This is a genomic window from Salinirubellus salinus (assembly GCF_025231485.1).
GTDB classification, from domain to species: domain Archaea; phylum Halobacteriota; class Halobacteria; order Halobacteriales; family Haloarculaceae; genus Salinirubellus; species Salinirubellus salinus.
This window is the reverse complement of the sequence record NZ_CP104004.1, coordinates 14,724-27,781: the sequence shown is the minus strand read 5'-3', so window position 1 is coordinate 27,781 and position 13,058 is coordinate 14,724. Positions and strand designations below refer to the sequence as shown.

The 13,058-nt window shown below is 62.2% G+C and carries 12 protein-coding genes; 1 reads left to right on the top strand and 11 read right to left on the bottom strand.

Going from position 1 to position 13,058, the window contains the following annotated elements; genetic code table 11:
* Positions 1 to 187: 187 nt before the first annotated feature.
* The 11 genes from N0B31_RS21650 to N0B31_RS21600 all read right to left on the bottom strand — a co-directional run bounded on the left by N0B31_RS21650 (position 188) and on the right by N0B31_RS21600 (position 11,815).
* Positions 188 to 565 (bottom strand): HNH endonuclease, encoded by a 378-nt coding sequence (locus N0B31_RS21650; protein ID WP_260644122.1) that lies wholly within the window; start codon positions 563 to 565, stop codon positions 188 to 190.
* A gap of 2 nt (positions 566 to 567) precedes the next feature.
* Positions 568 to 1,365 (bottom strand): DNA-binding protein, encoded by a 798-nt coding sequence (locus tag N0B31_RS21645; protein ID WP_260644121.1) that lies wholly within the window; start codon positions 1,363 to 1,365, stop codon positions 568 to 570.
* A 5-nt stretch (positions 1,366 to 1,370) separates the two neighbouring features.
* Entirely contained in the window at positions 1,371 to 1,652 is a 282-nt protein-coding gene (locus N0B31_RS21640; RefSeq protein ID WP_260644144.1) for a hypothetical protein, read from the bottom strand.
* Positions 1,612 to 2,457, bottom strand: coding sequence for a replication factor A (locus N0B31_RS21635; protein ID WP_260644143.1), 846 nt, complete (start codon positions 2,455 to 2,457; stop codon positions 1,612 to 1,614). Before N0B31_RS21635 ends, N0B31_RS21640 begins: the two co-directional genes overlap by 41 nt.
* A gap of 453 nt (positions 2,458 to 2,910) precedes the next feature.
* On the bottom strand, positions 2,911 to 4,506 hold the full coding sequence (locus tag N0B31_RS21630) for an ATP-binding protein (protein ID WP_260644119.1): 1,596 nt from the start codon (positions 4,504 to 4,506) through the stop codon (positions 2,911 to 2,913).
* Between the two features lie 301 nt (positions 4,507 to 4,807).
* Positions 4,808 to 6,685, bottom strand: coding sequence for a hypothetical protein (locus N0B31_RS21625; RefSeq protein ID WP_260644142.1), 1,878 nt, complete (start codon positions 6,683 to 6,685; stop codon positions 4,808 to 4,810).
* Entirely contained in the window at positions 6,685 to 9,006 is a 2,322-nt protein-coding gene (locus N0B31_RS21620) for a VirB4 family type IV secretion system protein (protein WP_260644141.1), read from the bottom strand. Before N0B31_RS21620 ends, N0B31_RS21625 begins: the two co-directional genes overlap by 1 nt.
* Positions 9,003 to 10,580, bottom strand: coding sequence for a cell division protein CdpA domain-containing protein (locus N0B31_RS21615; protein ID WP_260644113.1), 1,578 nt, complete (start codon positions 10,578 to 10,580; stop codon positions 9,003 to 9,005). Before N0B31_RS21615 ends, N0B31_RS21620 begins: the two co-directional genes overlap by 4 nt.
* A complete protein-coding gene (locus N0B31_RS21610) occupies positions 10,573 to 11,088 on the bottom strand; it encodes a hypothetical protein (protein WP_260644112.1) in 516 nt (171 codons plus the stop codon). The genes N0B31_RS21615 and N0B31_RS21610 overlap by 8 nt, the downstream gene beginning before the upstream one ends.
* Complete coding sequence (locus tag N0B31_RS21605) at positions 11,085 to 11,339, bottom strand: hypothetical protein (RefSeq protein WP_260644111.1); 255 nt, start codon at positions 11,337 to 11,339, stop codon at positions 11,085 to 11,087. Before N0B31_RS21605 ends, N0B31_RS21610 begins: the two co-directional genes overlap by 4 nt.
* Entirely contained in the window at positions 11,339 to 11,815 is a 477-nt protein-coding gene (locus tag N0B31_RS21600) for a hypothetical protein (RefSeq protein ID WP_260644140.1), read from the bottom strand. The genes N0B31_RS21605 and N0B31_RS21600 overlap by 1 nt, the downstream gene beginning before the upstream one ends.
* A gap of 483 nt (positions 11,816 to 12,298) precedes the next feature.
* Here N0B31_RS21600 and N0B31_RS21595 point away from each other — a divergent pair, with 483 nt between their 5' ends.
* Positions 12,299 to 12,835, top strand: a complete 537-nt coding sequence (locus N0B31_RS21595; protein WP_260644109.1) for a hypothetical protein — start codon at positions 12,299 to 12,301, stop codon at positions 12,833 to 12,835.
* The last annotated feature ends 223 nt before the right edge of the window (positions 12,836 to 13,058 follow it).

Below are 13,058 nucleotides of genomic sequence, written 5' to 3'. Positions count from 1 at the left end.
GATCCCCGGGAGGAAAAAGCGCATACTCGGTGCACACGTCCCGGTGGTGGATTCGGTCCCACGGCGTCGAGGAGACAGACCGTGAACTGATACGAATACCAGACGAGTACCGCGCCCACGAGTAGGACTACGACGCTCAGTGCCAGGACGCCCAGCTTCCTCTCGGACATCGCGGTCATCGTCTCGGTCATCGCAGCACCCACCGGAGGCCTCGCAGGAAGGCTCGACCGGCCGCTCGAAGGACGCGCAGCCCGTTGAACCCACCCACTCCGTAGCCACTCCCCGTCGGGTGACCGTGAATCCCGTCATGGCAGTACTGGCAGACCGTCACCAAGTTCCCGAGATGATGCCAGCCACCGTCACGAAGCGACTGCCGGTGATGAGCGTGCAACACGACCCCACCATCACCGGCGTGGGGACCACTCCGTCGCCCGCACTGCTGGCAGGTATAATTATCGCGCTCATAGACCGCCTTCCGCCGAGCATCCCAGTCCGGCGGGTACTTCCCGTCGTGAGCTCGCGGGTCATCAAACCGACCGTTGATTCCGGAACGCCGTCCGAACATGACTAGTCGGATTCGCTGTCGACGCCGGATGGGTCACCGAGTTGCTTCCCCAGCTCCTCCGGTGACAGCGACTCGTTCTCGAGATCCGCAGCGTCGTCGACGTCGCCGCCCGAGGATTCTGCCGAGTCCTCAGACTCGACTTCAAGCAGACGCTTCTCGAACGCCTCTTCGTCGAGACTCGTCCCGCTCATCGCGTCGTGACCGCTCACATTGAGGAGGTCCTGGAGGGCGAACGCCGCGACGTGCGCGAACGACGACCCATCGTGGCCGTACTGTTCGCGAGCAAGTGCTGCTACTTTCGGCGACGTCTCCCGCGCAGAGTGAACGCGCTCGAGCGTCCGCGCCGCTGTTTCGTACACCCACGCGTTCCGCGTCTCCAGGTCGATCACGCCGACGTCTTCGGGAACAACCGAGACGTTCACCGACCCGTCGTCAGTCTTGTAGGTCCGTGGCTTTCCGACGATCGTGATGAACTCCGGCGCCTGAACCTTTTTGAGTTGCTTGAGCGCGTCTGTCTGGTACTCGCCAGCGTACACCCAGAACGTCCCGGTCGGGTCGACGACGCGAGCGCGGAGGTACTCTGCGCTCTCTCCGACGTCTTCGATATCCGTGACCGTCCCCGCGATACAGATGCGGTTGGCCCGCTCGCCCGTCGGGAGCGCAACGTAGACCGGGGCGCGCTCATCTTGTGAGGTTTTGAACGTGTAGGTCGCCGTGTTCAGCTCTGCGGCGAAGACGCGCTTGGCGACTTCGCGAGTCGGTACGTCCGTCTGCTGGGGGGTGGTGTCTGCTGCTGCCATTGGTCTTAGTTCCCTCCTGCCGCGACCGGCGCGTCATAGGTCTGCGGGAGATCCTCGATGTTCTCGGCCGTCAGGCCCGGCCCATAATAGCCGTACTCAGAAAGCAGGTCATCAACCGCATCGTGGTAGCCCTGAGCGAACGCCCGGTTCGATGAATCCGTCACCTCGTCGACAAGGAGATACCGACCGAGAAGCGGCCCCTCGACCGTGAATCGGCGGCCGATGAGCATCTCGGTCAGTCGCCGCTCAACCACAGTGAGGTCGAGCGCGTCCGACGCCATCTCCATCGCCGTCTAGGTCGATGCCCGTCACGACTTCCGTCATTCCAGCGGTGAACAGACACTCCTGAACGGACTCCCCATCGTCGAGGACGCCCTTGATTCGGAGGTCGAACTCACCCTCGTTCGGGCCGTGCTCGCTACACTCGCCCTGCTGAATCACGCGCGTACATTCCGGATCTGTGCATCGCTTGATGAGGCCCGACTGACTCTGTATCGCAACGAACACACCCTCATAGACGGTCGTCATCGTCCCGACCGTGCCGATGGCCTCCGGACTGTCCCTCGCGTGCTCGATGATTTCGCTCCGCGAATTAATCTTCAGCGAGTAATTGCCGTCGTACTCATCGACGACGACGTCCTTGAACGTGTACGTCGTGTCCTCCTCGAGGACTGGGGGGTTCGACTTCGTCCACGCGACGAACTTCATCCGGCCGCTCTCGTCACCGACCAGACCAACCTGGTGGATCGAGTCCTCACGGGGGTCCCAGAGTTCGACAATTTTCGCTCGCACCGTCACCCATGCGCCGTCGGTGGTGCATTCAGAGAGCGGAAGCGGTTCCTCGGTCGTTCCCTGGTCGCCGCCTCGGAGTGAGGCCCAGAACGCTTCCGTATCCACATCCGCCTCTTTGAGGACGTGGTTACGGACGCTGTCGAAGGCCGCGTTTCTCGGCACTCGATACGTGTTCACGTAGGAGTCGAACAGTGTCTCGAGAGCGTCGACGTCGTAGTCATCTGCTTGGTCGTCCGAGAGGTGGGGGGCCACCTGCTCGTGGAGTAGTTGGGCATCTTCACGGAGGGTGTTCATGTCCACTCAACTATACGCTCTATCTCGCTATAAAACGAGACAGCGAAATCGGGCGTAATCGGGCAGTTTTCGTCGCCATTCCCCACAATCCCGCATATCTCCACCGAGCGTCACGAGCCACGAATGCGGACACACCCCCTCTATCGAAGTGAAGTCGACGACGAGATCGAATCATCGCGATACGTGGCCTCGTTGCCAGCCACGCCGGAGTACCGTACTGCCACCGACCGTTGCACAGCGGTTGGTGGGGGAGTATGCGAACCGAGGGACCCCCGACGTCGCGAACAGAGCCGCCGGGTGGGGAACGGCGAGCCAATGATTCCTACGCAACAGAGTGAAGTCAGTAGCCGGTTCAGTTGTTGCGTAGGACCAAACCCCCTGGCCGCCCTCGCGCTGCTACGCCACAGAAAACCCGTCACCGCCATTCCGAGTCCCCGGCCTCGTGAGAGAGCGTCTTCCCTACTGGTAGCCGCGAGCAGGGCCGTCGGGTCCGGAATCACCCTCATCATCCGCTCGCACGCCCGTTTTCGCTTCCGGCGAGTCGGTAGTCTCAGTATCCGACCCGTCGTCGGCGTCTGGGAGTTCGCCCGTCTCGTTCGCCACTGCTAACTCTGCCGACAGCTCCTCGAGAGCGTCCTCTGAGGGGAAGTCCTCGCGGGTGACCGCGCTCGCGTCCCGGTGTGCCGCACTCCGGCGAGCCTGTCCGACGAGATTGGCGAGATCAGCGCCAGTCAACCCAGCCGTGTGACGGGCCAGCGCCGCGAACTCATCGCCCGACACTCTCGAGGGTATGTCCTTGAGATGGGTCTTGAGAATCGCGTGGCGGGCCTCTTCGTCGGGGAGGCCAACCTCGAAGTGTGCCGTCAGGCGACCCGGTCGGAGAATCGCCCGGTCGATATCGCCCGGTCGGTTCGTCGCCGAGACCACAATCGCCTCGCGGTCATCCCGCGTGAGTTGCGCAAGGAACTCACTCGTGACTTTCCGGTCTTCGGCGTGGGCACTCTTGGCGGTGTGTTCGCGAGCGCCGAAGAGATGTTCCGCCTCGTCGAGGAAGATGATACACTGCCCGATCTCGTCGGCCTCGCTGAACAGCGTCTTGACCTGGTCGCTGCTTTCGTTGACCCACATACTCGTCACGTCCGCCGGCGACAGCTCCACGAACGGGATGTTTAGTTCTCCGGCGAGCGCTCTCGCGAACATCGTCTTCCCTGTCCCCGGAGGCCCATACAGGAGGATGCCGCGCTCCGGTTCGATACCGAATCGTGAGTAGCGATCATCTCCTCGCTGTGTCGCTCGGAGTGGCTTGAGCACGTCTTCGTGGAGGGCGTCCTTCAGGTCGTAGTAGCCGCCGATAGTGTCGAACGATGTCTCTGAATATCGCCAGTCATAGCGGTACTCCTCCAGCGGAATTCGTTCTGTGGGAGACGAATCCCCGAGCTGGAATTGTTCTCGAAGGTCTTGTGGGACTTCGTCAATCGAGACGCGCTTCGGCGGATTCGGCGTGTGGGACGAGGGAGAGGTGTTCGAGGACGGACTGCCCGTGCTGTTCGGGTCCGGCGTCTCAGAGGTCGGTCCCCCTGCGAAGCCGATTGGGTCATACTCTGGCTCGTCGTCCTCAGCAATCTCCTGTTGGAGGATCCCTACAACGTACACGCCGATGAAGAGGCCAACCGGGATAGCGAGCAGGAACGGTGCGGACAGGAGATTCGAGAGCTCTCTCCCCCCGTTGGTCCCCGGGAGGAGCATATTCAGGAATGCGAGTCCGATCACCATCAGGATGAATACTACACCGCCAGCTCCAATCGGCGGGATGAGCGGCTTCCCGAGGAAGAAGAGGACGCCCACGATAGGGACCGTGAGAAGTCCGTACATCGCGATTCCCGCTGCTCCGTGCCACGCTGGAGTGAACAAAGCCGGATACGCGAGCAATCCCCAGCCCGAGACGAGAAGTGCGACGATGGCCGCTTCGAGTGCGCGCTCGCGACGACCGCCGTCGGGGGTCGGTAAGCGGGGGCGGACGTAGACGTATGCAAGGTCGAGGATGATGATTGCCACAGTTCCAGTGGCGAGGTCCCCGTAATATGGTGGTGACATGGTTTGTTGTTGGTGATGTCGATGGGTGAGTGGCCATGCGTCGCCCGAAGGCGGGGTCGGAGGTGATGCGATTTTGTATGGTGTAAATCGACGAGAGGGCCGACTGCGATTACGCGAGATGAATCCACGGTCCGTCTGTGGCCCTCACAGCATCGCGGGACGGTCCCTCTGAATCACACACCTCTTAGCCCCATACCCGTATTTAAATCTCCGCGAGAGCGAAGACAGAGCGGCTCAGAGCCCTCTCGACTCAGTGCTGAATCTATACCTCCGGCCCGTTTCCATCGTCGGGCTTGGGTGGCTTGCTCTGGCCGCCCGCTGCTTTCCCGAACTCCGAGCCATTCGAGCCGATCATCGGCCCACCAGCCCGGCGGCCCGCGGAATACGCGAGGTAGGAGTTGCCACCAACCCCGCCAATCATCGCGGCCGCGCCAGTCTTCGCCGTGATCGTCCCTGCTTTCTTCCCGGTTCTCACCCCCTTCTTGCCGGTCTCCACACGGCGGTTCCGTGCAGCGTTCTTCGCGATGTCGCTCTCGGCGGTCGTGATGCGCTCGCTGGCATCCTGCTGGTCGGCCTTGGCCGCCCGGAACTTCCGCGAGAGGTTGACCGACCGACTCGCTCCATCCGTCCCCATATACGTCATCTTCCGGTCGAGGGTATCGGGGTCGGTCTTGAACTCCGGCATCTGGTTCTCCATCGGCTCGGCGTCGAGGAAGCCCTGTTTCTTGGCCTCGGCCATGTCCATTTCCTCGTTCACCATCGCGTTCTGGATGAACCTCGCCTGTGACGACGCGGTTTTGTGATCGGTTTGCGCCTCAGACAACGAGGCCTGTGCCGAATCCAACTTCCCCGACGTTCCATAGTGGCCGATACGTTTCGTCGCCTGCTGGTGTGCGCTCTGCTTGACGCTGCTGACAGCGCCTTTCGCCCGCGCTGTCATGCGGCTCGAGAGGCCGGACCCGCCGGCCCCGACGTTCGCACTCCCGGCAGTCCCCGCGCTCGCTCCCGAGCCCGAGGCCGCCGCACTCGAACCGCCAGCGGCGCTACCGCTCGATGCACCGCCTGATGCGCCACCGGAGGCCGCACCGCCGGACCCACCAGCAGCCGCACCACCGGTCGCGCCAGCGACGGCGCCGCCGACAGCGGCCGTGACAGCCATCGTCGCGACTGCCGCCGCCTCACCAACCCCGATGGGCTGGCCCGCCCACGAGATGAGCTTCCAGATCGCCACGATGAGCACGACTGGGAAGAGCAACATCAACGCGAGTTCGGCGAAGATCAGGCCGGTTTCGCCAGCGACATTCTGAATCATCGCCCCGGCGCTCTCGGAACTCCCGCCCGTGGCCTGGAGGATACCACCGTGTTCGATGACTTGGAAGGCCAACACGATGATAGCGATAATCGGGCCGGCTAACAGCGCGAAGACGCCCATCCGCATGAACGTCGCTCCGACGCTCCCCACCGACTTGAAGGGACCACGGCCCACGAACCAGACGACCGCGAAAAACGGTGTCCCGATGTAGGCCATCCAAATCATGAACCAGCGCAGTAGCAGGAAGAACAACGCCAGTAGGAGCGACAGCACCGCAAGAATCGCGGCGACTATCGAGACGATGAACTTCAGCGTCCACGTGGCGAACGTCGTGGGTGCGCCGACGAGACCGTTTCCGTACCCATAGTTCGCCACCCCCGGGTCGGGGTCGAGGTTCAGAATCGCCATCGTGACGGCGTTCGTCGCGTCAATCGCGAATCCCCAGGCAGGCTGGGAAACCCCGATGAACAACAGCACCATCACCGTCCGGACCACGAGGTCCATCAACCCGGACTCCCGGTCCTCACTGAACGGCCACGCGATGAGCGCCAACGCGATCATGATCGGGAGCAAGACTAGTGAAATCTCGAATATCCCAGTCCACGCTCCGTTCGCCGCCGTCGAACCGTGTGGGTTCGGGACCTTCAGTAGGCCCTTGAGGAGCTCGTCAGTGAGCGCCGACGACATCTCCGACGCTGCCGAATTGAGCGTATCAATGAGCCATCCCCAGATTGCCTCTGCGACCGAATCGGGACCGAGCAACTGGAGCGGCACCAACGACCCCACCGCGAGCTGCGGAACCATCAGAGCCAGCAGCGTGGGGTCCATCAGCGCTCACCAGACGCCGGGACATCTGATACAGAGCCATCGACGGAGTCCGACCCCGGCGACGGTTCCGATGCGGCCCGGTCTTGTGCGAACTCACCAGTGAGTTGCATATCCAACTCGCGGTTCGTGATATCCGGCATATCAGTCAGGTCCAGCTCGGACTCGACCGACCCGGCATCTTCGGGACGGCGCGTTCCCTCGCGCTCCTCGATGTACGTCCACGGGTCGAGGTTGTTGTCGATCATGTAGTGCTCAAAGTCACCAGAGTGAACCTCGAGCCGGCGACGACCGTGTTTCGTCGTCGACAACAGACAGCCAGAGTACCCGGATTCCTGCCCTCGCGGGGCTGACTGTAGGTACTTCACTTCAGCCGGCGAGAGGTCGAAGTACTCCTTCGTCGCGTCCGAGACCGACTGCGCATAGAACAGCATCTTGATGTCACAGTTCTCGTAAATCTCGCGGCGCTCTTCCGTCCGCAGGAACTCGTGTGCGGTCTGACTCATCAGCGTCAGCCCGGCATCGTAGTGCCTGGCGTGGCGGATGAAGAGGTTGATGAGATCCCGCGTCGACTCCCGACCCAACAGATAGTGGGCCTCGTCGAACGTCACGTCGAAGCGATTCGGCGACCGCTTGGCCTCGAGGTACGCCCACTGCAACATCGCGTGGAGGATGAGCGGCATCTCGCCCGTGTCTGCGAAGGAACTCATGTCCATCACGACCAGCCGCGAGTTCAACTCGAGGTTCGTCGTCCCGTTCAAGTTGTAGTTGATACCGCCTGGCTTGAACGACTCAAATTTGGGTTCCAGGGACTTCGCGACCTCCTGGTGCTTTTCCGAGGGCGTGAACACCGCCATCGGGACCGAAATCCCGGCGTCCGTGATTGGCTCGCCCTCCTCAGAGAGCACGCCCATCTCACAGAAGTGCTCGAACTCGGCCTCGTCGACGAGGCCCTCCTCGAGCGCCGCCTCATAACCACCGTGAGTGATGACCTCGACGCCCCGGATGAGATCGTCGATGATAGGCGATTCGTTCGCGTACGTCTCGTACTCACCGAGGACAATCCCCTTCGAGAGATACGCGTAGTGGACCGCCTGGATCAGCATTCCCTCTTCCGCAGCGGGGAGGCCGCCCCGGTCTTCGTAGTGCGTGTTCAGCATCTCCACGACCGAGCGAACCGTCAGTGGGTAGGTATCCTCGGCCGCACCGAGGTCGCCCGACGGCGGTTCGATATCCATCGGGTTCACCTTCTGTGCGCCGCCGAAGCGAATGACTTCCCCGCGCAGCTTCTCCGCGAAGAACGGATAGTCGTCACCCGCTGGGTCGAAAAGTACACACTGGACTGTCGGGTCAGCCAGCAAGCGGCGGTAAATCTCGAGCTTCCGGGCGTAGGACTTCCCCGACCCCGTCTTCCCCGAGATGACCATTCCGTACCCGGAGTGTGCATAGCGGTCGATGATGACCGGCCGACTCGTGTCGTCGAACCCCATCATGATGCCGTCCGCGTCGTAAATCGGCGGCTCGACGAGGTTGAACAGCGTCGCCAGCGCTTCCAACTGAATCGGGTGGACGTTCTTGATAGTGTCCGTCGCGAGCGGGACAATCGTCCCGTTACCCTCGATTTGCTGGTGGCGAAGGACGGTCGTCTCGACGTCCTGTTCGGCGAGGATGGTGTCGACGCGCTCGCGCATCTCGTCGAGTTCCTCGTGGGAATCCGCGATCAACTCCATGTAGATCGCGATGTCGTACACCTTCGTCGTCCCCCGAACCACGTCCTGAAGGATGCGCAGGAGGTCTTCGCGTTCGAGTTCGTCTTGGTGAGTGTCCGTCCGGCCTTTGCGACTCTTGAGCGCCAGCGACGTCGTCGTTTGCGTGTAGCGTCGCTGGAGTTGTTGGCGAGTCTTCGCGGGGTTACGCGGCGTGATGTGGAACGACAGTCGGAGGTCGACGTCCGCAATCGTCAGCGGGACGAGCCAGCCGAGATTGACCTTCCGGGGAAAGCCCGTGACGGTCATAATCTGCGTCACCTTCTCGTTGCGAATCTGGAACTCGGGGTGGCGCTCCATCGCACGGGGCGCGACGAGCTTCTTGTCGAGTTTCCCGCGCTCTTCGAGGGATTCGATGGCTGAGACCAACGGGAGTTCTTCAGCCTGTAACTGGTAGGCCGCCCACTCGATGTTCTTCCGAGTTGCGTCCCGGTCGAGCAGATTCAGATACTCGAGTGAGAGTTGCGTCTCCTCGCCCGTGAGGTCGTCAATCGGGATCCGTTCAGTCTCGTCATCCTCGGTACTGTCTCGCCCGAGGAGTCTGTGTAGGGGATTCATTGGTCTGCCTCGTTTCGCTCGTCCGTCGTGTCCACTTCCGCGTCCGTGTCCGTGTCCGCGTCTGCCGCCGTGAGCGGGTCGTCAGCAACCGCGTCGCCGTTCGTTTCGTCAGTGTCTAACTCTGTACAGCCGCCGTCGGTGAGAGGGTCAAGGTCCATCTCGCCGTCGACGCCACCGACAGGCAGCGTGGTGAGATTCGAGAGGTCCACCTTCTGCCGGGACCGCACTGCGAGGGCGACACAGAGCAGTAACGCGGCCAGTCCAGCCGCGTACACTTCGACCGTGAGCGTCGTCACAGCCGCATTCGAGTCCCACTCATAGGGGTACGCCTCAAGGAACAGGCTGATCGCATAGCCGACCACGCCGAGGCCGACCAGCGAGAGCGCCTTCGTCTTTCGTCCCGAAGGGAAGAGAACGACGAGGCTCAACAGGAAGGCAGGGAGGCTCACCGCACCGGTCGCGAACGAGGCCATTCGAGCCAGCCAGTAGATGTCCGACCCGCGTTGGGGAACTTCCATCGACCACACGAATCCCCCCAGCGCCACGGCCCCGAGGAGGAAACTCAGCAGGCCGACGCTGACTCCCGCGTAGATGGCTCGCGGGACGACCGGGCGGGGACCGTGGCCAACCGGCCCGATATTCCGTGCGTACCAGCGAAGGATACGCGAGCTCGCCACCCGTTCGACGAAGTCGGGGTGGGCATAGCCACCATCACCGACGGCCGCGAGGGGGTCGGCATCCGACTCAATCTCAATCTCGGGGTACTCCTCGGAGATACGGTCAAACTCGAAGTCGCCATCCTCGTTCGCTTCCGCCTGGGCCGCCGCCTCGACATCGTAGGCCGCGTCAGCAACTTCCTGAGCGCGGTCGTCCGGGCGCGTGTAGTTACCCTGCGTGAACGAGATCGGTGGCTTCTGTCCGTGATAGACCTCATAGAGGACTTCCAAGACAGACGCTCGCGTGTCGAGCAGTTCTGTTTTCACCTGCGTTTGCGGGAGTTTCGAGGCCACACGCTGGGCGCGGGCTTTCACTTCTTCGAGACACGCGGCTTCCGTTTCGCTGTCTGTCTCGACATCGTTCCCACCCGGCAGGAACCCACGAAGTTGGGCCATGACGCCATCGTCGGCCTCTCCATCCTTCGCGACCGAGACCGCGACGTAGAAATCGCGGTCACGAATCTCCGCGACGTCGACGACGTTCCGCAGCCACTCAGCGTGATACTGTCGCCCGTAATCCATCAGCGGCGACTCGTCGAGCGCGTCCTCTTCGTCACCCCCATCCTCGCTCGTCCCGATGAGCGGGCGGTCGACGTTCTCAAAACGTCCCAGGTAGGGCTCAGGGTCGTACGCAGTCGTCACCGAGAGAATCTGCGTCGGGAACTGTAGCCCGCGAAGGAACGTCATGAACGACAGGTAGAGGCTCTCCCGGCGTTCCTCCGAGAGGATGAGCCACTCGCGGGGCTGGACCCGCATGAGCATCGCGTACGTCGTTGGCGTTTCTACGACACCGCCGTCACGGACATTCTTGAAGTCCATGAGGTCCAGCGTCGAACCGGCGTCTTCGTATTCAGTCATTGTATGTCTCTCCGAGCGTTGTCGTCACAGCGGGGCACTCCGAAGCGGGCCCAGCATCCGCATCCGAATCCGTATTCACCGTCAATTCTCTGTCCACAGTATCCGAGCGGTAACTCTCGTTCCCGCCCTCGTTCTCACTCACACTGCCACTCCCAGCCGGGTCTGGCCGCTCCGTGATCCAGCCCTCGAAGGGCTCACGCGAAGCGATATCGTGGTCGCCAGCCTCGGGGGGCTTCCAGAGGTACTCTGTCCGCCCTCGGAAGTGGCGAACCATCGCTGCTGCATACCGAATCGGGCGTTGTCCCTCCGGCGTCCGTGTGTAGATAACGAGTCCAGCGATGGCCCCGAGAATCACGAACGGCGCCGTGACCAGGAGCGGTAATCCAATCGCGTAGAGGATGATTGGGACGATGAGCGGCGGACCCAACGACTCGGCAAGCTTCCGGGCCGAGACACCGAACACTTTCGAGGAAAGCAAATGCGACGCCATCGGGACGTCCTTGCTCATCCAACCACCTCGTCGGTCTCTGCCGACGCGTCCCTGTCACCACCGGTGTCACTCGCAACGCCGGCGACGCCGCCCGCGCGGAGGTGCTCTGGTGTCTGGAACTCTTCCGGCCAGTGACGTTCGGCGGCGAGCAACCGCTGCTCGGCCTTCAACAGCATCCCACGCCAGGTGAGTCCGTACTTTACACGAACGGAGTCGAGCCATTCGTACTCCTCCTGGGACGTGATTCTGATCCGGGTACTCCCCGCCATCAGTAGTCCCCGCTATAATCGTACAGATGGTCGTCATAGACTTCCCACTCCTCGAGTTCGTCATCAGGGTGGTCGGCCTCTTGCCCTTCGTGGCGAAGCACATCCCCCACGTCCGCGTGTGCATCGAGATGGAGTACCTCGCCGTCTTCGAGGGCACGGGCTTCCTGTACGTCCCACTGCTTGTACGCCCGCGTTCGGTCGGTATCAACACGCGACGGCTGTGCCTCCACGCCCGCTACTTCGGGAGTAGGGTCGCTCTCGATGTTGCCCTCACGCTGTCGTTGCGTGTTGGCGTCCGTTTCATCATCGAACGCAGAGAGTGGGATCTCTGCCGTCGCTCGGATGCGCTGTTGCTCACGAATCTGCTCTCGCAACTCCTCGGTCAGCTCCGACCGGCTCGGGGCCGCGCCGTCCCCGGTCGGGTTGGGGAGCGTTGTCGCGAGTGCTGGGTGGAGCTCTGTGAGCGCCTTAAGCAAATCTACACTTTCTGCGTGTTTAGCCCCTCGAGTAGGACGCCGCGCCACACCATCCCGTGTCGGTCACGGAGATCGCGTAGGCGGTCGGCCTCCTGTTGAGAGTGCCAATCAACTTGGATTTCAGGCATAGGAGGGTGTTCCCGTTGTTTGGATTGTGGACAGAGTCCCGGATGGCGCTCGCCGGAGCGTCGCGAGTCCCACCGGGCGTCTCGAGACGCTCCGCAGACTCGCGCCCATTTCGGGTGGGCGGGCAGTCGCTCGAATTGTGAGCGACCGACTGGTTATGACCGGGATTTTCCATCGGCATCCGTAAGCCAGCCGACCCTAAGATGTTTTCACGCCCACATTTCTACATTCAATGTGGTCCCTGTAGCACCACATCCGATGTGACCGAGGAGGGTATTTAGCCGCAGATGGCCTCCCGTGCTGTACCAAACACCACCGTCGCTACACCAGACGGTGCGTGGAGAGAACACCCTCCCCATGATAGCACTACAGCCAGAGGCCATCGATGTCGCCAGCCGGTGGCTCATCCTCGCCGGGCCTCTCTCACTACCCAGCACAGCCATCGACGTGGCCTCCTCGGTCGCCCCGTCGCTTCGAGCAGCTTGCAGCCCGCTCCAACCTCCCGGATTCGGCTTTGGATCCGGGTTTCGACTCGGCAATAACCTCAACCTCATACAGACGCTCACGCGTGCACAAGTACTCTACTCGGACGCACTCCTTTCGACCCCGGATGCACAGCGAGCTTCGATCCTTCCCTTACAATCCGGCACGGACCTCAGCACGCTCGTTGCCGATTTGAAAGATGCAATCAGGGTCCCCGGCTGGGTCGGAACCCTCCTCAAATGGAGTGGCCTCATCACGATGATTGTCGGCATCATCGCGTACTTCATCAGCCCCTCTCTGAACAACCGACGGCGCGGATTCATGATGGCGACTACAGGCATCGTCATCTCGATTATCGGCTTCGCCTTCCCCGTCTTCATCCGCCTGCTTGACCATGTCCTCTCAGGCTGACTTCCCCCGGAAGGGGCCGATACTGACAGTCAACGGGTCGACCCCGAGACCGAGGACGAGTCAAAGACCGAGACCGGGACTGGGACCGGAGCGCACCAGGACGACACCACGCTGGGAGGGCGTGTCACGTCGGCTGGTCGCGCATTCCGAACCGGACTCTCCGAGCGATGTCTCAGTCTCCCCCGGCCCAAGCGCACCGACGGGCGGTACGCACAGCACATCC

What these genes read in the sequence shown, in the direction of transcription:
- N0B31_RS21650 (WP_260644122.1), bottom strand. Translation starts at nt 565, where the DNA reads ATGTTCGGACGGCGTTCCGGAATCAACGGTCGGTTTGATGACCCGCGA.
- N0B31_RS21645 (WP_260644121.1), bottom strand. Translation starts at nt 1,365, where the DNA reads ATGGCAGCAGCAGACACCACCCCCCAGCAGACGGACGTACCGACTCGC.
- N0B31_RS21640 (WP_260644144.1), bottom strand. Translation starts at nt 1,652, where the DNA reads ATGGAGATGGCGTCGGACGCGCTCGACCTCACTGTGGTTGAGCGGCGA.
- N0B31_RS21625 (WP_260644142.1), bottom strand. Translation starts at nt 6,685, where the DNA reads ATGGACCCCACGCTGCTGGCTCTGATGGTTCCGCAGCTCGCGGTGGGG.
- N0B31_RS21620 (WP_260644141.1), bottom strand. Translation starts at nt 9,006, where the DNA reads ATGAATCCCCTACACAGACTCCTCGGGCGAGACAGTACCGAGGATGAC.
- N0B31_RS21615 (WP_260644113.1), bottom strand. Translation starts at nt 10,580, where the DNA reads ATGACTGAATACGAAGACGCCGGTTCGACGCTGGACCTCATGGACTTC.
- N0B31_RS21610 (WP_260644112.1), bottom strand. Translation starts at nt 11,088, where the DNA reads ATGAGCAAGGACGTCCCGATGGCGTCGCATTTGCTTTCCTCGAAAGTG.
- N0B31_RS21605 (WP_260644111.1), bottom strand. Translation starts at nt 11,339, where the DNA reads ATGGCGGGGAGTACCCGGATCAGAATCACGTCCCAGGAGGAGTACGAA.
- N0B31_RS21595 (WP_260644109.1), top strand. Translation starts at nt 12,299, where the DNA reads ATGATAGCACTACAGCCAGAGGCCATCGATGTCGCCAGCCGGTGGCTC.